Raw genomic sequence first — 25,671 nt, forward strand, 5'->3', positions numbered from 1 at the left:
CAAAATTCATTGAATCTTAATTTACTTTAGTCATAATAAATTATATAATACTTATATAAATACAGACTATTTATGTTCTTCTTCTACACTTTTCAGAATTAGCCAGGCGGTCAGCGAAAGGTGCGCTGTGCCCACTATAGATTGGAGGCGAATGGATATGAAGAAAACCAGGAAACGTATTTTATCTATCTTTTTAACATTACTGTTAACGGCAGGCAGTGTGCCCGTCACTGCATGGGCCGAAGATGCTGCAGACGGTCTGGCCTTTGCAAAGGATTATATGAAAAACGGAGCAACATTTACGTACGGTACAGGCAAAACACCAGAAGCCCTTGACGGCACAGCCACTGCCAAAGACGGCAGTTCTGTCGTCTACCAGTGGTATACTTCCTCGGAAGGAAAGCTCTCGCCGCTTAAGAATGCTTCCAGTGCGGTCTACACTCCGGACACTGAAAAAGCCGGAACTACCATCTATGTTGTGGAAGCCAAGCTTGCGGCATCCCCGGAAACGGCCCTGAAAAGCAAAGAAGTCAAAGTAATTGTCAAATCAGCTCCCGAAAAGATTACCGTAACATCCCCTCCCAAAAAGACCGAATACAAAGAAGGGGAATCGTTTGATCCTGCCGGCATGGCAGTGACAGCCGTATATAAAAAGGACAGTCAGGTTCCCTCTGAGGTGCTCTCGGGTTCTGACTATACCATTGCTCCCAAAGGCAGTCTGACCCCTGCAGATACCCAGATAACCATTACTTATCTGGGGCTCACGGCCGTTCAGCCCATAACCGTTGTAAAGGAGCAGAAGCCAAAGGAGGATCCCCCTCCTGTCCTGACTGAGCTCAGGCTTACTCCTCCTGACCGTACCGATTATGAGGAAGGAGACAGCCTTGATATCACAGGACTTACTGTCACAGCTGTGTACGATAAAGGAGATCCAAAGGTTCTCTCCCCCGGAGAATATACCATATCACCTACTGATAATCTGAAAACAACTGACACACTGGTTACTGTAGGCTACAGTCAAATGACAGCCAGCTTCCCTATCCGTGTAGCACCTGCGGTTACACTGGATCGGATCGAGGTGACCAAACTGCCGGATACGCTTTCCTACACAGAGGGAGAGACATTTGACCCGGCAGGTATGGAAGTCTCCGCCTTTTTTACCAGCGGGGCGCCGAAAGTCATCAGCAGTCAGGAATTGACTATGACTCCTGACCGGCCTTTGACCGCCGGCGACAACGTTATAACCATTACTTACCAGGGTAAATCTACTTCATTTTCTGTCACGGTACAGCCGGCTGTCACCCTCACAGGTATTGAAGTAACTCATCAGCCGGATAAACTGACTTATACAGAAGGGGAACGCTTTGATCCCTCGGGTATGGAGGTCAGTGCTGTTTACAGTGATCTTACAAAAAAGGCTTTGGATACGAAAGATATCGGCTTCTCCCCTGAGGAGGACCTGACGCTCCAAGATACAAAAATCACCCTGAGCTACAAGGACAAGACGGCCACACTGGATATTAAAGTACTTCCTGCTCTTGTGATGGAACGTATCCAGATTACTGCTCCCCCTCAGAAAGTAAATTATACAGAGGGTGAAGTCTTTGATCCTGCGGGAATGGAGGTATTTGCAGTTTACAGCGACAGTACCAGAAAGGCTTTAGATACTAAGGAGCTGTCCATCACCCCTGACGGTGCCTTGAAAACCACCGATACAAAAGTTATTGTCTCCTACAAGGGCAAAACCGCAGAACAGAAGATTCAGGTCGTAGCTGCTGTCACCCTGGAGAAGATTACCATTACCACCCCACCGGATAAGACAAAGTACACCGAAGGGGAAACGTTCAGCACAAAAGGAATGGAAGTCACCGCTGTCTTCAGCGATTCTACCAAGCTGGCAATTGACAGCAAAGACCTCTCAATTTCCCCTGACAGAGCGCTGAAAACCAGTGACAAAACGGTCACGATCACCTATAAAGGCAAAACTGCAGAACAGAAGATAAGTGTATCAGAGAAAACCTATAAGATTACAGTGAAAGACCCGTCAAACGGAACGATCACTGTTTCTAAGACAACTGCAAAAGAAGGAGATAAGATCACAGTCACTGCAAAGGCCAGCAAAGGATATAAGCTCAAAAATATACTTGTGAATAAAAAAGCCATAAAGGGAAATTCCTTTGTCATGCCGGCAGAAGATGTCACAGTTACTGCCACCTTTGTAAAATCCGTCTCCTCTTCCAATGACTCTGACAGCAAAACCAAAACATTAAAAGCTGCCAAAACAGGAGATCCTGCACCCATACTTATGCTTTCTCTGATGGCAGCTGTATCTGCCGGGGCAGCAGTGGTGCTTCTCAAGAAAAAGTTTTTGGGAATGGCTTCTAAAAAATAACAATGAATATACGCCTCCTTTCTTCTAATTCAAAAAAGGGTGATGCCGCGGTTAATTCAGCCGCGGCATCACCCCTTTTATCCAAAACATTATGTGGGAATTGCCAATATCACTGCAAACATCAAAAAGAAAAGGACAATTCCGATGGCCGATGTTACAATCCCGGCCACCGCCATTCCCTTTCCGGGCTTATCCTTGGCAATAGAGACAATTCCCAATACCAATCCCACTATGCCTGGCAGAATTCCAATAAACAGACAAGTAAGTACAATAGCAACGATTCCCAGGACCATAGAAGCTATGGCCAAACCGGTCCCTCCCGTCTGCTCCGGTCTTTCCTCATACACGGACCCATAGGGGGGCTCATATTGAGAAATATCACTCTCCGGTTCATAATAGCCGCTTCCATCCAGGATATAGTCACAGACCGGACATTTTCTGGTATTCTCAGGAAACTGAGAGCCACATTGGGGACATTTCATTAGTTCCATTCTTATCCTCCTAAACACTATGTATTCTAATGATAACTGCGCCCCGGTGTATTCTGCCCCGGGGCGTCTTTGATAGGTATACTGCTTAATTAATAGAAGCAGACAATCGGTACATCCTTTTCAATGTTTTCATACAGCACCTGCGCTTTGCTTCTTGGTAGGTTAATGCATCCGTGAGACCCGCTGGTTTTATAGATATTCCCGCCGAAATTACTTCTCCAGGAAGCGTCATGAAGTCCCACTCCTCCATTAAAAGGCATCCAGTACTTAACCGGTGATTCATATTCATAAGTTCCGTCAGGATTCTTCTTTCCTCTCAGTGTCTTGTCTCTCTGCTTGTAATAGAGAGAATATACACCGGAAGGAGTTACACGGTCCTTGTATGACATATTTCCCGATACAAAGTCAGAGTCTACAATCAGCTGTCCGTCTTTATAAAACCACATATGCTGATTTCCCAGGTCAACCTCCACATACGTATTGCCTATTTCATTGCCGTCTCTGGATACGGCAGTTGACGAATAGATCGGTTCTCTTGTAGTGACTGTACCAGCTTTAATCTCCTCGATCAGCTGTGCTACCTCTTTCTTCTGGTTGATTTTCCAGCCATATGAGCCGCCCTTCACCGTAATGTCAGCACCTGCTGCCGTGCTGTGAAAGGATCGCTCTTTCCCCACGGTGTCATATTTGGCAGCCAGAGACTTTACATATTCTTTTGCATTTGCCTTAAAGGTATCTTCATTTTCAATTATATTGCCGTTCTCGTCATAATCGAACCAGTCTTTTATAATAGATCCGTCCAGCAGCTCTGTCTGCTCTCCGAAGGTATAGGTAATGCTTGCCTTGGCATAAGTATTCAGCATATCTCTCTGGGCGATCAGATCCTGATTATCTTTTGTAACGGAAGGTGCGGCATAGGCACCTGCTTCCTCAGCAGAGACATCAGGCCTGCTTTCAGAGACCGCAGTCTTTAACGCCTCAAACATGGTATTTTCATCAATGGTTGTGCCCTGTACTTCATCCACTATAACAAATTCTGTCTCCTGGAAGGTAACATAGGCATCCTGGGGCGCCTCCTGGTTTTCGGCTATCATACAGTCCAGGGAATCCAGTTTGGTTCTCAGCTGATTCTCGTCAAAGGATATATTCTTAGCCGCCTCGTATTTTTCCGGCTTAAAATAGCCTCTAATCCACAGCAGCGGATTCTGCTCCTTTAAAATCTTTTCTGCGTCTCCGTTGGATACATACTGATAACCGATATCACTTCCCAGAATCTCCTGAGCCTGGTCTCCCCTGAACTGAACAGTTATCTTATAATCCTCTACCTGCCTGCGGATCAGATCTTCTGTCTCCTCCACAGTCATATTCTCACAGTTAATCCCGTTAATCTCTGTTCCTTTAAAGAACTTGTCGTGATAGTAGTATGCGCCGACCCCATAAGCTGCACCTGCCAGCAATATAACAACACCTGCAACGATACCGGTCACCTTTAACGCCGTATTTTTACTCTTTTTCTTCTTCATCTTAGACTTTTGGCCAGAGGCCTTTGCAGCCTTTCTATTCTTTTTTTTCTTAGGCTGGTCATATACGGTATCATTGCCTATGGTGTCCTGAACGATCTTGGCCATTGCCTCGTCAATTCGCGGATCCACGGCACCTGCTGCTTCTACCTGATTCTCCTGTAGCTTCTTTTTTTTCTTCGACATCTCTATTTACACTCCTACTCTCTTCACAATAACGCTAACATTATAGCATAATTTTTTTTCTGATAGCAGAGGAAAACAAAGATCTTAACAAAAATTAAGATTTTTGTCACACTTTGTCAATGAAAGAAAAAAAGCTGGAATATTCCCGCCTTCTTCTTTTATTTTAACCACCTTTTCCTTATAAAATACCAGATCTCCAGCAATATAATGAAAAGGCTCAGAAAGGCAATCAGAGGGTATCCATATTCCCAGTGAAGCTCCGGCATTTTATCAAAATTCATTCCATACCACCCAGTGATAAGGGTAAGGGGCATAAAAACCGTGGTAACAATGGTCAGAAAAGACATGATGCGGTTCTGTCTGATGTCAATCTGAGACTGATACATTTCGCGAATCTGCATCGTATATTCTTTCAAGGCCTGCGTGTTAGAATACAGCCGGGATGCTCTGTCCCCGAACAGGCGAAACAGATAACAGTCCTTTTCATCCAGAAAGCCATTGTGGTTCTCCACCAGAGTCTCACTCATATCGGCAAGCTGTTCATAATAGGAGTTCAGCCGCAGGAGCTCTTTGCGGCATCGCAGAATTGCCCGGTTCACATTGTCCAATCCTTTATCCAGAAGTTCTTCCTCCATAGTGGTAAGCTTTTCCTCATACTTTTGAAGGAAAAGGACATCGTCCCGAATCATGTATTCCATAAACTGAAAAAGCAAATGTACCAGTGACGTTTTTTCTGAGCTTTTCTCCTCTGCTATGCTGTTCATAAGTGACTGGGCAAAGCCAGTGTCATCAATAAACAGCAGCCGTTTTCGATCCAGATAAAAACTGAAACCGCTTTTATCCCCCAGCAGTGCTTCCTTTCTCGGTATTAAAAAGGTCCCGAAGATTGCCTGATCCAGCCAATCTGCTTTGCAGTAATGAATGTGATTAAGATTTCTCTCAAAAATCAGCTCCTGGGTAACCCTCTCCCGGGAATTTCTGTACTCTTCCAGGGTCATAACCTGGACCAGAGGACAGTCCTCAGAAATTTTATCTTCTTCTACAGAATCATTCACGTCGTTTTCTCCTTTCCCGGCTCCGGCAGAGGAACCGTCTGGGACATACAAAAATAGGAAGAGGTTTCAGCCTCTTCCTATTTTTGCTGCAGTATGTAACGGTCCAGCATCCTGTTTATGGTCCGATTTTTTACCGTAATTATTTTTTTCAGAACAATAATGCTTTCTTTTAACATACTGTTCTCCTGCTGCAGTTTCTTTAACTCATCCCTCAATACTGCCTCATTCATCCCTGACCTCCCTTTCCTTTTTCCTGTCTCACGATCTTCTATACAGAAATAATTATAAAGGGCAGTGAAAGATACCGGTAGTTAAGATGTGTTAAGATTTACTGCATTATTCGGCATAAAACGGCATTATTCACCATACACTCGGATTACGGAAGAGATTTTTCTTATCACGGACATCCCCTGAAAGATTGCCAGGGAATCATTAAAATGTCTTTCTTCCACAGAGTCTGTGATCACCACAATCTCAGCAGTCTCTGAGCTTTTTGCTTTCTGGATGACCTGGGCAATACTTACAGAGTTATTAGCCAGAACACTGGCCACGCTTGCCAGAACCCCCGGCTTGTCATCCACCTGCATGCGCAGGAAATACCTGCTGCGGATATCCCCAATCTGTTTGATGGGAAGTTCTTTATAACAGGTACAGCTGATTCTGCCGCTGCACTGGTACCGGATGTTTCTGGCTATATCAAAGACATCACCTACAATGGCGCTTGCTGTCGGCATCTCGCCTGCACCGCTGCCATAGAACATCGTGTCCCCTACGGCATCCCCGTGGACAAAAACTGCGTTAAATGCATCTTTTACTGAGGCTAAGGGGTGAGCACTCGGAATCAGCATAGGATGTACCCGCACTTCGATCCCAGTATCCGTGTTTCTGGCCACGCCCAAAAGCTTTATATCACAGCCCATCTCTCTTGCGTATTTAATGTCCTTGGCAGTGATTTTGGCTATGCCCTCGGTATAGACGTCGTCAAACGTAACCCTTGAGTTAAAAGCAATGGAGGCCATGATGGCAAGTTTTCGTCCTGCATCATACCCTTCAATATCCGCGGTGGGATCCGCTTCCGCATACCCCAGCTCAGTGGCAAGAGCCAATGCTTCCTCGAATTCCATTCCCTCTTCTGTCATCTTGGTCAGAATAAAGTTCGTGGTGCCGTTTATGATCCCCATTACTTCCGTAATATGATTGCCTGCCAGGCATTGTTTCAGCGGGCGGATTATGGGAATTCCTCCTGCTACCGCCGCCTCAAAAAGCAGATCACTGTGATGGGTTCCCGCCATATCCAGCAGTTCTTTGCCGTCTACTGCTATGAGGTCTTTGTTTGCCGTCACCACATGCTTCCCTGCTGCCAGCGCTTCCATAATATAGGTGCGGGCAGGTTCCATTCCACCCATCACTTCTATCACAACAGATATGGCATCGTCATGGATAATGTCTTCCCAGCGATTGGTAAGTACTGAGTCATCCTCTACCTTTTTTGCCGCTTTCTCAAGATTGCGTACCAGAATTCTTTTTATTTCCACCTCGGCTCCCAGCTTAGAGAGCATCTCCTCCCTCTGATTTTGAAGTACCTTATAAACTCCTGTGCCCACGGTTCCCAGGCCCAGAAGAGCTACCTGAATTGTTTTCTTTTCCATACTTATATCCTCACATCCAGGGATGTTCCTTCCCTTGTTATAATTCCTTTTCTGAATACTCTGATTTCAGTTTTTCATTTCTTTTATGTGCTTTTGACAGCCCGGCCACCTTATTATATACCCAGAAGGAATATACCAGCACTTTATTCGCCTTACCCATCTTTTCCTTTGTTGTCTTATTATAATAGCTGCCGCCAACTTTGAAGGGAGTGTCTTTCATTACGCAGGCTATCAAATCTGATTCGCTTTTTACTTCGTCAGGAACCTCTGTGTAAGCTTTTCCCACACACTCTATCTTATGGGCATCACTTCCTCCAAAACAGGGCTTTCCGTACTTTTCCGCAAGCTTCGCCGCAGACGCATTGGATTCCTCAGATTCACAGGCATTGAATGCCTCAATAAAATCAAATCTTCGGATAATCCTCGGGTCTTTATAATAAGACTTTGTGTTCGTAATACTTAGATACTTTTCTCCGCAGGGATGGGCCGGACCAATAATCCCTCCGCAGGCATGAACGATAGAGATCAGCAGATGTGCCGGCAGACCCCTCAGTTCCAGAATACGCAGTTTAATTGTCTCGGGCATAATTACAAGCATGTGTCCTGCCCCAAACGTATCATACTCGATTCCTTTTAACACGAGAAAGTCCGTATGCCTCTTGCCCTTAATATATTTTTTCCAATGACGGTAACCGTGGTATGAATTATGGTCTGTTACCAGCATTCCGCCGAACCCTTCAGATTTCAGCTTTTCAATATATTCCTCAATGGGGACCTTTCCATCAAGGGAACCCTCCTTTGTATGGCAATGCATGTCAATCTTCATGACAAGCGCTCCTTCCTATCGTGTTCTATATAAATATTGTATCTAATTTCAGTCCGTTTTAAAAGGGCTTTTTACTATAATTCTATCTGCATATTCCCTGGAACAAGGCAGCTCCTTGAGTTTCTCCGTGACAGTTTCATCCTCCCAGCAGTGCATAGGATATACCCACTGAACGGATACATGCTTCATAAACCAGTCAAATCCGTCGGCAAAATATGTATCCTGCCTGGGATCCAATGGTAAAAACGCCAGTTCTATTTTCTTATCCCTTAACTTCTGAATCTCACTGCGGTATTGTTCCCTGTATGAGCGGTTTACCTTCTCAGGCTCCCCTTCCCACTGCCAGTCGTTCAAGTCCCCTGCGTGATAGATGACATGATCCCCAACGGACACAAGGAATGCGACACCTTCATCCGTAGACTTTAATGTCTCTGCTTCCACCGCTCCGAAGCTCTGGGTTTCTCCCGGTCCCAGAAAAACTGTCACATCTCTTTTATCCGGAGGAACTCTTTTCTTCCAGATATCATCGGAAAGAATATAGGTTACTTTCCGTCCTTTTGCAGCAGGAAGACGGAATATCTCCTCAGAAAAATGGTCCTGATGTCTGTGGCTTGCAAAAATAAACAGGGGTTTCCGGGAATCTAGCACAGGAATATCCCCCTTAAAATAGTCAAACAGCAAATATACCTCTTCTGTCTCCACGAGAAAGCTGCTGTGATAAATAAAATAAACGGTCATATCTAACCCTCTATCCTTTCAAAAGTCTGACGGCGTTGCCGCTGAATACAGCGTTTTCTTCCTCTGGTTTCAGCTTCAGTCTTCTGATGCATTCTATATTTTCCTTTTGGCCGCTCCACGGACTGTCTGTGGCAAACAATATCTTATCTGTGCCATGTCCTCTTGCAATTCTCAGAAACTGGTCGTCAGGCATAATACCCAGAGAATACCCTGTATCAAAATAAAGCTTCCGCCCTACCAGGTATTCCTCCACCTCATCCCAGCAGTCATACCCGCCCATGTGAGCGATAATCAGTTTATCCGGATCTAACTGTTTCAGGAGATTCTGCACACGCCTGGGCGTGCAGTGGATTTCACCGGGTATCCCCACATCTCTGCCTCCGTGAACACTGATAATCAGACCTTTTTCGGCCGCTCTGTCAATGATCCTGAGATATTTGATATCATCGATAAACAGCTTTTGGTAATCCGGGTGGAGTTTTATTCCCTTTAGTTCCATTGCCGCTATATCATCAATCTCCTGCTTATAATTACCCGTCTCCGGATGGATTCCCCCAAAAGATATCAGATTGGGTTCTCCCAGGGAAAACTCCCGGGCAGTGATCTCCCGGGCAAAACGGTTCACAGACGGAAACTGTCCCGGCCGGGTAACCACAGGAAGAATCACAGAGAGATCCACATGGGCTTCCCTCATGGATGCCAGAAGTGAATCTCTGGTGCCGTCTGTATAAGCTTTAGCATCAGAATTCACCGCCAATGTATCTATGGTAGGTTTTGCAATTTTGTCCGGAAATATGTGCGTATGAAAATCTATTATCATTCCTGCATTTTACTCCTGTTCAAATCTTTTCACGAACGCCGGAATCTGCTCCTTTAAAATAATGAGATTAAATCCAAGAGGATTTACCACGATCCCTTTGCTCTGCTCCATAAGAATACTTTGGAGCTTATCAAAGTTCATTACTACTCCCTTCAGATTCTTCTCCCTGTTAAATTTATTAAATTCACCCACATCCGTAAATACCGGCTGAAAGATCTCACCATTGTTATTTTTTACAAAGGGCACCTGTACCTCTGATTTTTTGCCCCCCTCTACTTCCTGGTCATCCTTTTCATTTACCCGCATGGAGACAATATAACGGGCCTTCACCAGGTTGGCCGCCATCTCTTCTTCCAGCTCCGGAAGATTCTTTTTTTCCTCATTGTCCACTTTTCTGCGCAGTTCCTGCATAAAATAAAGACCGGTAAGCTGAAGCTGGGGATTGGAAAGCGGTCTTTTTTCTTCCGGCAGCTGGGAATAGTCCGGCGGCTGCACCAACTCCAGCAGCTCCAGTTCCACAGATTCCTCACCCTCTGTATATACGATGGCATTTACCCCCATAGTAAACAGACTGGTATAAAAATTCAGAAATTGGTCGTTTTTAAACTTTACGCCCATAAGGGGAATGCTCTTGGCGGTATATTCTTTGGCGAATATCTGTACATCCTTTTCTTCTCTGAATATGAATATCTGATCGTTATACGTCTCTTCATCGCAGACAATAAAAGGCATATTGGTTGCTCTTGCATATGGTACGTACATAACCTCCATCATCTGCAGCTTCTTTAACACTTGGTTTTTGTCCATTGTCTTTCCATGATCCTTTCTGATAAAAGCCCCACTCAGCAGAGTGCGGCCTTCTATGTATTTTCTCTCATCGCTCTTCTATTGTATCATCAATTCCATCTTCTTGAAAAGTATTTTCTTCCATTTCTTCATCCCGAAGCCTGCGCCTCCATCCAAGCCACTGGATTAGAATTCCCAGAATGGCAAACAGTACTCCCAGCGCGTATCCCATCCACTTTTCCCCGGCATGAAGAAGATTGCCAATGCAGGTTCCTGCCATAATTCCTCCCTGAAGGCTGGTGCTGATAATAATTACAGGCTCAACAAATTTCAGCGCCAGGGCGCCAACCCCTGCCCCGGCCATCAGGCAGACAAAAAAACTGCCCGAGGATGTAGGATGAATCAACAGATAACACACAGCCGTACCCATTAAAAAGCACAGAAGAAAGATTCCCCACCGGTAGATACAATATGCCAGGGTTGCCAGCAGAATCCCCCCTATCAAGGCGCAGATTACAGCGATTGCTATCGTATTTCCAAAATGCATGCCAAGCATATAACCGCCCGTCATGCCAATACCAAATCCTATCATGCTTACCCACATTTTTAGAAGACGGAGTCCGAAGAAGCAGTTTATCAGTCCCAGCACCGTACATATGAGCAGAGCCGGCGCGGCCGCTTCATGCACGATTTCTCCCAATCTTGCTATATATTCCATGTTTATCACTCCTCAAGTCTTTTCCCGCACTTTGGGCAGTATTCGAAATCATTCTCCGCCTCATATCTGCAGTCAGAACATATCCTGATGCCTTCCCAAAGAGCATATAGCAGGGGTGCTCCCCCAAGTATACTAAGAATACCACATTTTATTGGCACATGAAAGGATAAAATCGTATCTCCGCTTCCTTTTCCGCAAAAAGGGCGCGTTCCTCCCAGGGAATGCGCCCTTTCGTCTTACCTGGTTTTAATCCAGGCTCCGCTGGCATTTACATAGTATTTTCCAATCCACTGGCTGGAGGCCATGGCTCCGCTGTCTTTCAGATAGTACCAGGTATTCCCAAGCTTCAGCCAACCCGTGGCCATGGCTCCGCTGTCCTTCAGATAGTACCAGGTGCTGCCAAGCTTCAGCCAGCCTGTGGCCATCGCTCCGCTGTCCTTTAGATAGTACCAGGTGCTGCCAAGCTTCAGCCACCCTGTGGCCATCGCTCCGTTCTCTTTCAGATAGTACCAGGTGCTGCCAAGTTTCAGCCACCCTGTGGCCATCGCCCCGCTCTCTTTCAGATAGTACCAGGTGTTCCCCAGCTTCAGCCACCCTGTGGCCATCGCTCCGTTTCCTTTCAGGTAATACCAGGTGTTCCCCAGCTTCAGCCACCCTGTGGCCATCACGCCGTCATCTTTCAAATAATACCAGGTATCCAGAAGCTTGAGCCAGCCTTTAGCCTTCTCACCTGCTTCATTGTAATAATACCAGTTTCCCTCTTCATAGCTCCAGGTATTTAACTTTTCAGGTTTTACCTCGCCTATCAGATTTTTGGCATTTGCCACTACCTGACTGATTTTTTCAAATGAAACCGTGGGATCCTCTGCATAAGACTCTCCCAGACTCTTCCAGTTTTTCATTTTCTGAATCTTGGCCGCTGTATAATGTTCTGTATCGCTGATCGCCTTATCCAGCTGTCCGAGAACCTCTTCCAGTTCTCTTTTATCCACGGAAATATAGTTGAGTGCATGATAGTTGTCCACACCGGCATCACTGTTGTAGGTATCCAGAAGAGTATTGTATTCTTCCAGTGTAACAGGAATCATCCCCCCATGGCATCCTACATCCCCGCCGGTTCTTCCGTAACCGTCGGAAACCTTCCGGATACTGTCTGGCCGGGAAAGGTCATATGTCACATATGGCTCATAGCGCACACTGTTTCTTCCGTAGTAGTCGATCATGACACACCATTCCTCACGGTCAAAGAACTTAAACATGGTGGCACCTTCATAGGCGCCGGAGTACTTCTCCATACCCGCCTGATCAATTTTTTGGAAATGATTGCCTGTAGACTCATTCCTGAACCAGTTCCACACCACGTCCGCTCTCTGATAGTCGTTATATCCTGCTCCATTCAGTTCTTCCAGTGTAGTAAACAGGGTACCGTCCTTTTCATAAGGAGTAATTCTGCCGGGAGCACTACTGTCATACTCCACGTTGGGATCCAGAACAGAGTCCGCACTCATCAGTTCTATGTGGTTGTCCGTCTCATCCTTGACCACCCGGTAGACCGTTCCGTAGGGATCTCCGGTCTCTGTATCTGCTACCCAGAGCTGAGAAGTATCAATGTTGCCATATCCGTCATTGGCATTCACCAGTTTGCCCCAATTCTTATAAAAAGCTTCCTGCTCATACATTTTTGTAGGGCCAAAGGTTACAAAGTCTTCGGTTTCGTTGCAGTAAATACGGTTTCTGGAGTATCCGTCTGTAGCGACACGGCAGGACCAGTATATCAGATAATTGTCTTTCTCCGGATTGTATATGGCTTCCGGAGCCCAGGCAGCGCCTGCTTCTATCTCAGATCCAACGTCTACCCAGCGCCTTGTCCAGTTTACAAAATCCTCTGTCTCATAGATGAAAAGGCTGGTACTGCCATCGTGTGACATAGTGCCCCAGTTTCCCCCGTATTGGGGGGCCATAGTGTTGAGATCCGTTGCCAGAATCCATACTTTATCAGAGTCGCTGCCGTCTGCCTTAGCCCCCCGCAGCATATACGGATCCCGGATTCCCTGATCCTCGCCCTCGAAGGGAAACAAGACAGAAGCATCCCCTGCAGTGGTCTCTTCTATGGCAGTTCCCTCTGCCACCGCATAATTTACATTGTCTGTTTTATACACGCGGTCCGTATAATCACTCCCCGCAAGAAACGCTGGATTACAGCCATTAAGCGCTGTCCAGTTCAGACCATCTTCACTGAGAAAAAAGTGAATCTGCTGCACATCGCTTCCCCCTTTGTTGGCAAAGCATACGTACAGATATCCCGCATAAGAGTCATCCTTATTTCCCTCTCTAATGGTCATGGGAAATTCTTTTACACAGCTGGCATCATTTGCCGTCACAGCTGCTGTCAGAGTAAAATCATAATTTCCCTGCCCCGCATAAGGACGGGTAATTTTAAGAGTATTCCCTTCCACTTTCACATAAGGGGCGTCCTCCTCTGCCACACTGTACTGTATAGAAGCTCCATCCAGCCCTTCCACTGTATCCGGAAGAACCAGATCCCCTGTCAGCTGCTGGCGAATCTGGGATTCTTTTATATTCAGATTTGACTCTACAACGGATGAGATGTCAGACGCTGCCATGACCTCTGCAGGGGGAACTGCCGATACAAGCATAATGCCGCATAAACCACCGGCTAAGATACGTTTTGCACTTGATAACTTCATATTTTCTCCTTTCCATATACCTGCTTCTCCTGTCTTCAGGAGGTCTGCCTTGTTCTTGACCATACTCCGCTGCCATTCACATAATATCTGCCTATCCATTCATTGGCAGCCATAGCTCCGCTGCTTTTCAGATAGTACCACTGGCTGCCCAACTGCAGCCAGCCTGTAGCCATCGCTCCATTGCCCTTCAGGTAATACCAGGTTCTTCCATCCAGCAGCCAACCTGTGACCATCGCTCCGCTGCTTCTCAGATAATACCAGGTTCCCCCGTCCAGCAACCAGCCTGTGGCCATCGCTCCATTGCTTCTCAGATAATACCAGATATTCCCGTTCAGCAGCCAGCCCGTAGCCATCGCTCCGCTGTCCTTCAGATAGTACCAGGTTCCTCCCAGCTGTATCCAGCCCGTAGCCATTGCCCCATTGCTCTTCAGGTAATACCAGGTTGTTCCGTCCAACAGCCAGCCCGTAGCCATCGCCCCGTTACTCTTCAGGTAGTACCAGGTTGTTCCGTCCAGCAGCCAGCCTGTGGCCATGGCTCCGGTTTCCTCCTGAAGATAAAACCAGCTCCCGTAGCTAGCGTCATAGAACCAGCCTGTTTTTTTCTTCCCATCTTCGTAATAATACCACTTGCCATCAGACAGCTTCCAGCCAGGTTTCAGCTGCGGCTCTGGTTTTTCACTTACAATCACGTATGTTGTGTATTCCATAGTGAATCCGTTGCTCTTTGCCTCAATTTTCGTGGTCAGCATTGCAGTCCCGTTTGCAACTGCAGTTACTGTTCCGTCCTTGTAAACTGCCACTGCTTCATTATCGGATGCATACGTCACATTCACCGCACCCTTTACCGCGTCAGGAACTGTATAGAGCTTCTCTGAGGTTCCGGCTTTATATACCACCTCCTCTTTTGGCGCACTGGCGTCAATTACCGCCCAAGGATCCTGATATTCCGGCTTAAACACAAGTTTTTGCACCGCCCGGTCTATTTTGGCAATCCCGGTATCCGCTTCTGTCTGGGTCTTTGCCCCGGAAGCCGCTGCCACAGCATCCCGCAGGGCGTTGGCTGACTTTTCTGTAAAGTTACTCAGATCCAGCGCATTTGCCTGTTCCAGTTTTTGGTTCAGCGCTGTTGCATCGAATGCCTTCACCGTAATAATAAATTGCTTTTCTGCTTTCAATGTGCCCGCGGTAACAGTTGCCGTCAGCGTTACCTCCCGGTCAGTATCCCCGTTATATACCTTTCCGGTTGCAGCTATGAGATCACTCTCCGCTGACCAGCTTACATCCAGACCGTCTAATTTTAACGGCAGACTGAGATCGTAGCTTACGTTATCAAGTCCGGTATTTTTATTTCCCAGAATCTTGTCTTCTGTCAGAGCAGCGTCCACCTTTGCCTGAAGTGCTTCCTGATACGAAGGATCCGCCTGCTGTATCTCTTCCTCGCTCAGGGCCTTATCGTAGATTTTAAAGGAATCGATCTTTCCAATAAAATTGCTGTCTGCGCTCCAGCAGGATTTGCCCAGGTATCCCAGGATTCCGTCCTTAGTCCCTGCAGTAACAATTTCCTCCATACTAAAGCCTGTGTCCAGCGCAGGCCCTGCCTCTATCCCATCAATAAACAGAGATACTTTCCCATTTTCAAAAACCATATCTACGGTATAGTACTCATCATTCGCCAGCACCTGAGATGAATTGATCAGATTTTCGGAAGACGCATTCTTAATTCCTGCCCGGATGCTGCCGCCGCTGTATTGGAAGTATGGAGCATAGAACATATAATTTGTTCCTGTACCCTGCGGAATCGATCCAATGCAGAAGAGCCAGGAAGCTGCTCCTGATTTTGGACTCCTGGCGTACGTAGCCTCCACTGTAAAATTTTCTTTATCCGTAAGGCTTTCGTAGATAGCGGACGGAAGGGTTATATAGCTTTTATTGCCGGTGATTTCCATCACATCCCTTTCGCCGTCTCCTACAAACCTCACAGTCTCCGGGTTTACAATGGAGGCGTCATTTCCAAGGCCGGAGGCGTCAGGAATTACACCGTTTATGGACGCTGTCATTGTATAGTCAGCTACCACGCCCTCTTCCCGCTCTGTAGGATTTTTTACTACAATTACCGCTGTATCCTTTGTCTGTGTGACTGTTCCCACAGACACTGTGGAAGTCACCGTTGTCTTGCCCTCTTTCAGCCCCAGTACGGTACCGTCTTCAGCCACAGAAGCTATGGTGCCATCCAAAGCCTCAAAAGATATCTCAGCATTTTCCTCTGTCACACCGCCCGGCAGATTCACCTGGATCTGCTGGGTGCTTCCCTCGTACATCGTGATTCTCTCGTCAGCCGTGAATCCCTCTTCCTCAAAGATTTCCTCTGCACTTCTGGGGTCATACAGCTGGTAAACCTGGGAGGGCGTCAAAGCCTGATCGTATACCTGTACCTCGTCAACCAGTCCCTTGTATAAATCATCCCAGTTATTCACCCCAATGCTGATGTCGTTGCTCTCTGCTGTCAGCGCCTTGGCTGCCTGTCCAGAGCCTGCCGGACTGCCATTTAGATACAGGGTAAGATCATAGCCTGACTGGGTTACCGTGACCAAAGTCCAATGGTTTTTCTCCAGATTTACATTAGAGATGGGGGTTTTGTATCCAAACTCACCGGTCACCTTATCATTTGTCCAGACTTTGAGGACTTCGTTATTATCGCCGGCCAGAGATACCCACTGTTCTTCTGCACCCAGCGCAGCTCCTATATACAGCAGGGAGCCATTTACCGGCACCGCCTGTGATGGATTGACCCACATAGATACTGTGTATTCCTCTCCCGTATAGGGGTGATTCAGTTTCAGTCCATAGTCTCCCAGTCTGACAGCCTGTCCGTCATACCCTTCCGCATAGACAGCCTCACCGGTATACGCCGCCATCTTTTTCCCGTGCATGGAACTGCCGTCCAGTGCATTCTCAAAGGAATAGGTCTTTACAGGCTGAGGCAGTCCCTGTTCATTACCCTCTGCGCTTACGATTGTGCTGTTTGCCATCACCGCAGAAAGTGCCATCACACCTGCCAAAAAACCTGACATCAGTTTCTTTTGCTTCATCCTCTTACTCCTCCTTCTTTCTATTCATTTCCCAATGTCAAACTAAATGCTGTGTGTTTTATCCCTCCCTTCTGTCTCGTACCGTATCCTGACCCCCTTTCCCATGAAATCGGCCTCCTATTTTATACAATTATAACAACCGTCCCCCTCTGTTTTTGTAATTTTATTATGCAAAATGTACATTTTCTTTCTGTGTTTCTGCTGTAAATAGGTTTTGATAGGAACTTTGTATGTTTTCATACTTTTCTCTGTCAGTCCGCAGAATCCATTTGGGCTTATTGACTTTCTCTCCTATGTGAGATAGTATTTTAGAAACAGGAAATCTATTGATTCTTGCGATATTTCCGACTTAGGAGGGATTCACATGCTTAAAACGTTCGACGCTGCCATCATCGGCGCTGCTATTATAGATATCCCGGCTGGTCCGGTAGACGCATCTGTCTTTGAAACTGGTTCCCATCCCGTACCGTCTGTCACCATGTCTCTGGGAGGGGATGCTATGAATCAGGCTGCATTGCTTGCTAATCTGGGCCACTCGGTGGAACTCATCAGCAAAATAGGCGCTGATCTTCCCGGTCAGATGATACTGGACTACTGCCACCAGACATTTATCAATACAGAGCATGTAATCCGTGATCCAGCTATCTCCACCGGCATTAATCTGGTGCTGGTAGACGCTGCCGGAGAGAGAAGCTTTATCACCAGTCAAAGAGGCAGTCTGCGCAGATTAACGCTTGAGGATATCCCCCTGGATATTTTCTCCGATACGAGTCTGATATCCTTTGCAAGCATCTTTGTCTTTCCTTATCTTAGGGCACCGGAACTGGCCGCCATTTTTCAGGCAGCTAAAAAGGCCGGCGCCATCCTGTGCGCAGATATGACAAAACGCAAAAACCAAGAGACGATAGAAGATATGCGGCCTTATCTGCCTTATGTGGATTACCTCTTCCCTAATCTGGAGGAAGCCAGGCTTGTGACCGGTTTGAAGGATCCGGAACAGATTGCAGACGCCTTTCTTCAGGCTGGGGTTGGCCATATTGTCATTAAACTGGGGGCCAGGGGATGTCTGTGTGCCTCTGCCGGAGAACGTTTTTATACCAGAGCCTATCCCGGCGCCCGCTGTGTGGATACCACAGGCGCCGGGGATGCTTTCGCAGGCGGATTTATCCATGGACTCCTGAATCATCGGGGGCTGAAGGTATGTGCAAGATATGCCAATGCTGCTGCGTCCATCGCGGTGGAACGCCCGGGAGCCCTGCAAAACGAGATTCATTTGGAAGAGATCCTAAGAAGAGCAGATGAAATATAAAAGACAGGAAAACGGTATCCTGCACGCTTAAGCATAGGGATACCGTTTTCCTGTCTTTTATATGCAATTGTGATGCTGTTTACTCAATGCCAAAATATTCCCATGCATACTGTATATACATGGCCATACAGATGGGCAGGCAGTCTTCGTCAATATCAAAGGTTCCGTGATGGTGAGGGGAGGAAATTCCTTTTTCTTCATTTCTGGATCCTATATTTATGTAGGTTACCGGAGCTGTCTCCAGATACTCCGCAAAGTCCTCGGCTCCCAGACTCAGTTCCTGTTCTTTTACCGCCTCCGCCCCCAGTATTTTCGATGCTGCACGGATGGCTGTGTCTGTCATTTTATGGTCATTGAACACCACTTTCGCGGTAATCTCAAAGTCAACGGACGCCTGGCATTTGTAAGCAGTTGCTGTAGCTGCCGCGATTCTGCGGATGGCATTTCTGTTCACTGCTCTCTGACGCTCTTCCAGCACCCGGATGCTGCCTTCAATATAAGCATCTTCCGGAAGGATATTAAAGGCGGTTCCGCTCTGGAAGATCCCAACAGTCATTACTGTTGGTTTCAGAGGATCGCTCTCCCTGGTAATCACACTCTGCAGAGACTGAACGAGAGATGCCCCCGCCAGCAAAGCATCTGCACCGTTCTGCGGCGCAGAACCATGGCAGCCTCTCCCTTTGATCCAGATGCGGAACTTATCATTAGCAGAGGACATCACCCCTTTTCGTATGGTTGCCTCTCCTATAGGAAGAGAATTCGATACATGGAGCCCAAATATGCCGTCCACATCCTTCACTGCGCCGCTTTCCACCACCGTCCTGGCCCCCTGGCCGTTTTCCTCTCCCGGCTGGAAAATCAGTTTTATCTTTCCCGGGATTCTATCCCTGTGCTCCTGCAAATAGGCGGCGGCACCCAAGAGGGCAGCCGTATGCCCGTCATGTCCGCAGGCATGCATCAGGCCGGGATTTTTCGAAGCATAGCTGCACGGATTCAGCTCTGTCATCTCCAGTGCATCGATATCTCCTCTCAGGCCCAGGATTCTGCCCGGGCTGTTTCCCTCAATCATGCCTACCGTTCCTGTTTTTCCGGCCTCTAACCATGGAATCCCCATTTCATCCAGCCTCCGGCGGACATATTCTGCCGTCTCATATTCCTGCATACTTGCCTCAGGATGCTGATGAAGATACCTCCTGGTGGAAACCAGCTCCTCCTGCCGCTTCTTTGCCTCGCTTAAAATATCCATTTTCTTCTCTTTACACATAATCGTTACCCTTTAATCCCTTTTCTCACATTATCTACCCAGCTGTCATAGGTCTCAAAAATATGTTCCTTATTCTTCTGGTAGATTTGATTCAGCTTTGATACTGCCTCCGGATCATCATCTACACGGAAATCTATATAGGGAAATCCCTGGATCTTATCTACCCGGATAACGGCTGCCTGTTTTCCCCTGCGGTCTCCGCCGCTCCGATCCGCTGCGGACAGCGCATTCATCAGCCGGTCTGCCAGGTTTCCTCTGGTCTTTAGAAATGCCTCCTCCATCTCCAGAAGCACCTCTTTCCCTGTAAGAATATTGCCGGCTATCACATACCCGTCCCCCCGAAGATGAAGTTTTACCGGATCGTTCTCACTCCCTGTGAAGGCCGCTGTATTGCCTTTATAGTCTACCACAGATATCTGCCTCAGTTCCCTTCCCTTATCTTCCTGGAGTGCCTTGTGCAGCGCCTCCTCCGCGGACGCTCCCCGCTGGATTCTTCCCATTACATCCTCGTTCAGAAAAGGATTTACCCATCCCTGGGAAGCTATGATCCCGTGTGAGATTCTGATGAAAGGCGAGAACGCCCCCAGCCCCGGAAAACAAGAGGCTGCCGCGCCCCCCATGCATCCGGTCTCTCTGCACACAGCAATAATAGAATATGTATTAAATTTCATGGATTACCTCCGCACTTTTATATTTGTCACAGGCCACATAATGGCCAGGCTCTGCCTCTGTAAGTTCCGGTACTTTTCCGGCACATGCTTCGTCCCCATAGGGACATCTCATCCGGAACGCGCAGCCCCGGGGCAGATGAATGGGACTTGGAACCTCTCCCGTCAGCCTCTTTCTCTGTATCCCAGCGCCGGGCACCGGTACAGGAATCGCAGAGATCAAGGCCTGAGTATAGGGATGCAGCGGCCGTTCGTACAAAGCATCTGATGGAGCAATCTCTACAATTCTTCCAAGATACATAACCGCTACCCTATGGCTCACATACTGGACAGATGCCAGATTGTGAGAGATAAAGAGCATGGTCATCTGGAATTTTTCCTGCAGATCCTTCAAAAGATTTAGTATCTGTGCCTGTATGGATACATCCAGGGCTGACACCGGCTCATCTGCAATGATAACCTTAGGATTCAGAAGAATTGCCCTTGCAATACTGATCCGCTGGCGCTGTCCCCCTGAGAATTCATGGGGATACCGTTTCAAAGCATCCAGAGGAATTCCTGTCATTTCCAGCATTCGGGTAATTCTCTCTTCCCACTGTTCTTTTGGAATGCCGTGTGTCCGCAGAGGCTCCTCCAGAATTGCCTTTATGCTCATTCTGGGATCAAATGCAGCATATGGATCCTGAAAAATCATCTGAAAGTCTTTTCTATGTTTCCGAAGCTTCTGGGAGGATAATTCCGTCAGATTTTCTCCTTCCAGAACCACACTTCCCCGGGTAGGTTCAATCAGACGCATAATCAGCCTTCCAAGGGTGGATTTCCCGCAGCCCGACTCACCTACAATTCCCAAAGTCTCACCCTTTTCAAGGGTTAAGGTAACGTCCTGTACTGCTTTGAGCATTTCTTTTTTATAGGGAAACATTCTTCCCTTGACTGCAAACTCTTTGGACAGGCCGCTGATTTCCAGTATTATTTCTCTATCCAATCCTGCCCACCTCCTTGCAAGAAACATAATGTCCGGGAGCAATCTCCAAAAGTGAGGTATCCCGGCTGCACTCCGGCCTCCGCTTTGGGCACCGGTCCGCGAATTGACATCCTGCCTTCTCTTCATATAATTTTGGAGGCTGTCCGGGAATCGGGATCAGCTTTTCTTTTCTCCCCAGAACCGGAACGCAGGCCATCAGCCCTTTGGTATAGGGGTGCAGGGGATGTGAAAACAATTCTCCTGCCGAAGCCTTCTCAACGATCTCTCCCGCGTACATAACAGCCACCGTATCACACAACTCCGCTACCACACCCAGATCATGGGTAATCAGAAGAATGGCAACTTTGTAAGTATCTCTGAGTTCTCTCAAAAGGTCTAGAATCTGTGCCTGTATGGTTACATCCAAGGCTGTGGTAGGTTCATCCGCAATCAGAATCTCCGGCTGACACATCAGAGAGGAGGCAATGATAGCGCGCTGGCGCATTCCCCCTGAAAATTGAAAAGGATAGTCCTCCGCCCGCTCTTTTGCAGAGGGGATTCCCACTTTCTGAAGCTGGATAATTGCCTCCTCCAGGGCATCTTGTTTCTTTTTCTTTTGGTGAATCTCCAAAACCTCTCCCACCTGTCTCCCCACTTTTAGAACAGGATTCAGTGAAGTCATGGGGTCCTGAAAAATCATGGCGATTTTATTTCCCCGCAGTTTCTGCTGCTCCTTTTCCGGCTTATCCAGTATATTTTCACCGTGAAACCAGGCCTCACCGGTTACTTTTTCATGTTTTTTCTTACCCACCAATCCCAGAAGAGAATTGGCTGTCACAGATTTTCCGCATCCGGACTCTCCTACCAGGCCCAGGATTTCTCCTTTTTTCAGAGAGAAGTTCACGCCCCGGACCGCATGCATATGTCCCTGTCTGGTGGCGAATTCTACCTGCAGATTTCTAACCTCCAGAAGGTTCTCAATATTATTTTCCTCTTTCACAGCAGTTCCCCCTCTCTAATTTTCCACATTCCTGAGACGGGGATCCAGAACATCCCGCAGCCCGTCCCCAAGAATATTAAATCCAAGCACAGCCAGGGCTATGGCGATTCCAGGAAATACCCCTACCCACCAGGCAATCTCAATCCATGATTTACCGTTGTTCAGCATAATTCCCCAGGAAGGAATGTCAGGCTCCACGCCAATCCCCAAAAAGCTTAAGGCTGCCTCTGACAGGATTGCGAAGGCCAGAGACAGGGTAATCTGCACCAGGATAGGGGCCAGCACATTGGGGAGAATATGACGCACTATAATAGAGAAGTCAGATACACCTATGGATCTGGCCGCCTCCACATGAAGGGATTCCTTTACCGTAAGGACAGCCCCCCTTGTTATTCTGGCAAAAATAGGAGTATAGACAATACCAATGGCAATCATAATATTATTCAGGCTCGGACCCAGAATAGCCATAATCAGCAGTGCCAGCAGTACCTCAGGAAAAGCAAACATAATCTCAATCACTCTGGAAATGATCCCGTCCGTAAGTTTGCCGAAGTATCCGGCCAGCACCCCCAGAAATACACCTGCTGCTGTGGCAATGCTCACAGAGACAAGAGACACCTGAAGGGAGATTCTGGAACCATAGATGATTCTGGACAGAATATCTCTCCCCATATTGTCCGTCCCAAGAAGATGCTTTCCCCCGGGCGGCATCAGCACGGCTGTACTGTCCATATAGTAAGGATCAAAAGGAGCAATCACAGGGGCCAGAACGGCTGACAGGAGAAACAGCAGCAGGATAAGGCTTCCTGCCACAGCCAGCTTATTATGTAAAAAACGATGCATAAACTCTTTCATACCAGCCCTCCTAATAACGAATCTGAGGATTTACCACGCAATACAGCAAATCCACGATTAGATTAATCAATACAAACATAACAGCAATAAACAATACGGTTCCCTGGAGCACCAGGTAATCTCTGTTATTGATCGCCTGCAAAGCGAGGGAGCCAACGCCCGGAAGGGAAAATATCTGTTCTATTACCACAGACCCTCCTAAGAGAGACCCTGTCTGCAGACCCAAGATCGTCAGCACCTGTATCATTGTATTCTTAACCCCGTGTTTTAAGATCAGCCTGGTTTGGGACAGGCCCTTTGCCTTTCCCATTTTCATATATTCCTGATCTACCACCTCAATCATCGCTGACCGGGAAGAACGCATTACCACAGCGCTGACTGCCACCCCCAGAGCAAGCGCCGGCAGAAACATACATCTCAGATTCGCCAGTATTCCCTCCGACAGAGGGACAAATCCCCCGGAGGGGAACCACTTTAAGGTCAGGGAAAATAACAGGACCAGCATGGTCCCCAACCAGAACCCCGGGATTGAGATCCCGAGAAGTCCCAAGACAGTAACCGCAGAATCGGGCATACGGTTTCTCTTGCAGGCTGCCCAATAGCCCATGGGGATTCCCACTAATACAGCCATCAGCAGGCTGAACAGTGTGAGCTCCAGCGTAACCGGCACACGGGAAAACAAAAGCAGAGCTACCGGCTGATTAGAAATATAGGAAAATCCAAAATCGCCGGTCAGAATCCCTTTAAGCCATATAAAATACTGGGTAATTATAGACTGGTCCAGCCCATATCTCTGCCGCAGCGCAGCTGCCGCTTCTTCCGTGTACTGGGTTCCCAGAGTAACCGTGGCATAATCACCCGGAATCAGCCGCACGGCAAAAAAGACTACCACAGAGATTCCCAGCAGCACGGGAATGATACTAACCAACCGTTTCAGAATATATCGAAGCATTCTCTTCTCCTTTCACAGATATGCAAAATACAGGAAAGAGCCTGACGCATCAGACTCTTTCCGGAATTTCATAATTTACTCAAAATAAACGTCCTTCAGGAAAATGGTAGTAGCGGTTGGATGCACCGTATAACCCTTAACATTATCCCGCATGGCAACCGTAAAATTGTTCATGTATAAAAACGCCATGGGGGCATCTTCTGCAATTACTTTCTGTGCTTCTTTGTAAATTGCCATTCTCTCTTCTTTGTCCAGAGTGGAACGGCCCTGTTCCAACAGCTCATCTACCGCAGGGTTGGAGTACTTCTGCTGGTTATACGCCCCTCCTGTGGTAAACAGGTTATATAAATATTCGTCTGCATCTACAAAGCCTGACCAGCCGCAGATTGTCAAGTCAAAATCTCCCTGATTCAGACCGTCAAAATAAACGCCTGACTCCAGTGCGGAAATCTCAGACTCAATGCCTGCCTCTGCCAGCTGCTGCTTCACCATCTGAGCCGCATCTACCTGATACTGCCAGTCAGAACCGACCGTGATTTTTAATGTTATCTCGCCCTCCCCATAGCCGGCTTCTTTTAACAGAGCTTTTGCCTTTTCCAAATCTCTGGCAGGATATACTTCATCACCGCCGTAGTACTCATGGGTGGATGGAATATTAGCCTCTTTTAGTACTTCGGCATTCCCCATTTTTACGGCAGTATTAATGGCATCCCTGTCAACTGCATTGGCAACAGCCTGTCTCACTTTTACATCCTTCAGATATTCTGACTCACAATTCATGCCTACATATTCCCAGAAGGTTCCCGGAACAGATTCCATGGTTACCCCTTCTGCGCCCTTGAGAACTGCAATCTCCTGATCTATGGCATCGATAATCATATGAATCTCGCCGTTTCTCAGGGCAGTTGCACGTGCCGTGGCATCTGGAATTGTCTTCAGCACAAGGCTGTTTACTTTTGGAAGTCCTTCCTCCCAGTATTCAGGGAAGGCTGTCAGGTTCAGACTGCTGCCCTCCGTCCACTGTTCTAGTTTATAAGGGCCTGACCCTGCGTCTGCATTGGCAAGACTTCCTCCATTTTCCTCTACTACTGCCTTCTCCACAATGGCATTTAGTGAATTGGCAAGATAGGTAAGAAACGGTGCATATTGGGAGGAAAGTGTAATCACAACAGTATTTTCATCCGGCGTCTCGATAGACGAAACCTTGTCAAACTGGGATGCCCGTGCTCCCCCATTCATAATTCTCTCGATGGAATATTTCACGTCCTCACTGGTCATAGGATTCCCACTGTGAAACTTAACTCCCTCCTGAAGATGAAGGGTATACACAAGCTCATCCTCTGAAACCTCATAGGATTCAGCCAAAGAAGGAGCTACCTCCCCGTATGCCTCCGTGTATGTAAATAACGTATTGTACATGTTCTCAATACAGATCCCTGCCGCCTTATCGGTCACCATATGGGGATCCAGCCCGCTGGGGTCAGACTGAATGGCCACAATCAACTGATCCCCATCTGTCTCTTTGGAAGTATCCTGCACACCTGATGACGCAGCCTCCGAGGTATCCGATTCCCCGCTCCCTTTGGAATCTCCGTACTCCGCAGGGGCGTCTGAACATCCTGACAGTACAAGCGCCGCTGACAATATCAGGGCTGACAGCAAACTAATTCTTTTTTTCATA

General features: G+C 47.4%; 21 protein-coding genes. 2 read left to right on the forward strand and 19 right to left on the reverse strand.

Annotated elements, in window-relative coordinates; translation table 11 throughout:
* Window positions 1-157 precede the first annotated feature (157 nt).
* On the forward strand, window positions 158-2,392 hold the full coding sequence (locus BUA56_RS10125; protein WP_072851279.1) for a bacterial Ig-like domain-containing protein: 2,235 nt from the start codon (window positions 158-160) through the stop codon (window positions 2,390-2,392).
* Between the two features lie 89 nt (window positions 2,393-2,481).
* On the opposite strand, the gene BUA56_RS10130 is transcribed toward BUA56_RS10125, so the two are convergent.
* The 12 genes from BUA56_RS10130 to BUA56_RS10180 all read right to left on the reverse strand — a co-directional run bounded on the left by BUA56_RS10130 (window position 2,482) and on the right by BUA56_RS10180 (window position 16,978).
* Window positions 2,482-2,883, reverse strand: a complete 402-nt coding sequence (locus tag BUA56_RS10130) for a DUF4190 domain-containing protein (RefSeq protein ID WP_072851280.1) — start codon at window positions 2,881-2,883, stop codon at window positions 2,482-2,484.
* 89 nt (window positions 2,884-2,972) lie between these two features.
* Complete coding sequence (locus tag BUA56_RS10135) at window positions 2,973-4,589, reverse strand: L,D-transpeptidase family protein (RefSeq protein WP_072851281.1); 1,617 nt, start codon at window positions 4,587-4,589, stop codon at window positions 2,973-2,975.
* Window positions 4,590-4,747: 158 nt separating this feature from the next.
* Complete coding sequence (locus tag BUA56_RS10140; RefSeq protein WP_072851478.1) at window positions 4,748-5,644, reverse strand: magnesium transporter CorA family protein; 897 nt, start codon at window positions 5,642-5,644, stop codon at window positions 4,748-4,750.
* Between the two features lie 77 nt (window positions 5,645-5,721).
* Window positions 5,722-5,874 carry a hypothetical protein gene (locus BUA56_RS22975; protein WP_158640996.1) on the reverse strand — a complete coding sequence of 51 codons (153 nt, stop codon included), beginning with the start codon at window positions 5,872-5,874 and terminating at the stop codon, window positions 5,722-5,724.
* A 126-nt stretch (window positions 5,875-6,000) separates the two neighbouring features.
* Entirely contained in the window at window positions 6,001-7,293 is a 1,293-nt protein-coding gene (locus BUA56_RS10145) for a homoserine dehydrogenase (RefSeq protein WP_072851282.1), read from the reverse strand.
* 37 nt (window positions 7,294-7,330) lie between these two features.
* The gene (locus BUA56_RS10150) at window positions 7,331-8,119 is read right to left on the reverse strand and encodes a PHP domain-containing protein (protein ID WP_072851283.1); all 789 of its coding nucleotides are present in this window, start codon (window positions 8,117-8,119) and stop codon (window positions 7,331-7,333) included.
* A gap of 48 nt (window positions 8,120-8,167) precedes the next feature.
* A complete protein-coding gene (locus BUA56_RS10155) occupies window positions 8,168-8,857 on the reverse strand; it encodes an MBL fold metallo-hydrolase (protein WP_072851284.1) in 690 nt (229 codons plus the stop codon).
* 10 nt (window positions 8,858-8,867) lie between these two features.
* The gene (locus BUA56_RS10160; RefSeq protein WP_072851286.1) at window positions 8,868-9,677 is read right to left on the reverse strand and encodes an amidohydrolase family protein; all 810 of its coding nucleotides are present in this window, start codon (window positions 9,675-9,677) and stop codon (window positions 8,868-8,870) included.
* Between the two features lie 9 nt (window positions 9,678-9,686).
* Window positions 9,687-10,484 (reverse strand): SseB family protein, encoded by a 798-nt coding sequence (locus BUA56_RS10165; RefSeq protein WP_072851288.1) that lies wholly within the window; start codon window positions 10,482-10,484, stop codon window positions 9,687-9,689.
* 67 nt (window positions 10,485-10,551) lie between these two features.
* Window positions 10,552-11,181, reverse strand: a complete 630-nt coding sequence (locus BUA56_RS10170; protein WP_072851290.1) for a TM7S3/TM198-like domain-containing protein — start codon at window positions 11,179-11,181, stop codon at window positions 10,552-10,554.
* A 236-nt stretch (window positions 11,182-11,417) separates the two neighbouring features.
* Window positions 11,418-13,889: an immunoglobulin-like domain-containing protein gene (locus BUA56_RS22600; protein ID WP_207650928.1), complete on the reverse strand. Its 2,472-nt coding sequence runs from the start codon at window positions 13,887-13,889 to the stop codon at window positions 11,418-11,420.
* A 35-nt stretch (window positions 13,890-13,924) separates the two neighbouring features.
* The gene (locus BUA56_RS10180; protein ID WP_072851294.1) at window positions 13,925-16,978 is read right to left on the reverse strand and encodes a LamG-like jellyroll fold domain-containing protein; all 3,054 of its coding nucleotides are present in this window, start codon (window positions 16,976-16,978) and stop codon (window positions 13,925-13,927) included.
* A 364-nt stretch (window positions 16,979-17,342) separates the two neighbouring features.
* Here BUA56_RS10180 and BUA56_RS10185 point away from each other — a divergent pair, with 364 nt between their 5' ends.
* Entirely contained in the window at window positions 17,343-18,287 is a 945-nt protein-coding gene (locus BUA56_RS10185; RefSeq protein WP_072851296.1) for a carbohydrate kinase family protein, read from the forward strand.
* A gap of 79 nt (window positions 18,288-18,366) precedes the next feature.
* Here the strand turns inward: BUA56_RS10185 and BUA56_RS10190 are convergent, their stop codons facing one another.
* The 7 genes from BUA56_RS10190 to BUA56_RS10220 form a co-directional block, all read right to left on the reverse strand.
* On the reverse strand, window positions 18,367-19,533 hold the full coding sequence (locus BUA56_RS10190; protein WP_072851298.1) for a M20 metallopeptidase family protein: 1,167 nt from the start codon (window positions 19,531-19,533) through the stop codon (window positions 18,367-18,369).
* A gap of 23 nt (window positions 19,534-19,556) precedes the next feature.
* A complete protein-coding gene (locus tag BUA56_RS10195) occupies window positions 19,557-20,222 on the reverse strand; it encodes a DUF1028 domain-containing protein (RefSeq protein WP_072851300.1) in 666 nt (221 codons plus the stop codon).
* Entirely contained in the window at window positions 20,212-21,204 is a 993-nt protein-coding gene (locus BUA56_RS10200; protein ID WP_278320854.1) for an ABC transporter ATP-binding protein, read from the reverse strand. The genes BUA56_RS10195 and BUA56_RS10200 overlap by 11 nt, the downstream gene beginning before the upstream one ends.
* The gene (locus tag BUA56_RS10205; protein WP_242946755.1) at window positions 21,197-22,183 is read right to left on the reverse strand and encodes an ABC transporter ATP-binding protein; all 987 of its coding nucleotides are present in this window, start codon (window positions 22,181-22,183) and stop codon (window positions 21,197-21,199) included. Before BUA56_RS10205 ends, BUA56_RS10200 begins: the two co-directional genes overlap by 8 nt.
* A gap of 15 nt (window positions 22,184-22,198) precedes the next feature.
* Window positions 22,199-23,038 (reverse strand): ABC transporter permease, encoded by an 840-nt coding sequence (locus tag BUA56_RS10210; RefSeq protein WP_072851304.1) that lies wholly within the window; start codon window positions 23,036-23,038, stop codon window positions 22,199-22,201.
* A 10-nt stretch (window positions 23,039-23,048) separates the two neighbouring features.
* A complete protein-coding gene (locus BUA56_RS10215; RefSeq protein ID WP_072851305.1) occupies window positions 23,049-23,990 on the reverse strand; it encodes an ABC transporter permease in 942 nt (313 codons plus the stop codon).
* A 75-nt stretch (window positions 23,991-24,065) separates the two neighbouring features.
* Window positions 24,066-25,670 carry an ABC transporter substrate-binding protein gene (locus BUA56_RS10220; protein ID WP_072851306.1) on the reverse strand — a complete coding sequence of 535 codons (1,605 nt, stop codon included), beginning with the start codon at window positions 25,668-25,670 and terminating at the stop codon, window positions 24,066-24,068.
* Window position 25,671: the final 1 nt, after the last annotated feature.

This window comes from Lactonifactor longoviformis DSM 17459, assembly GCF_900129135.1.
GTDB classification, from domain to species: Bacteria; Bacillota; Clostridia; order Lachnospirales; family Lachnospiraceae; genus Lactonifactor; species Lactonifactor longoviformis.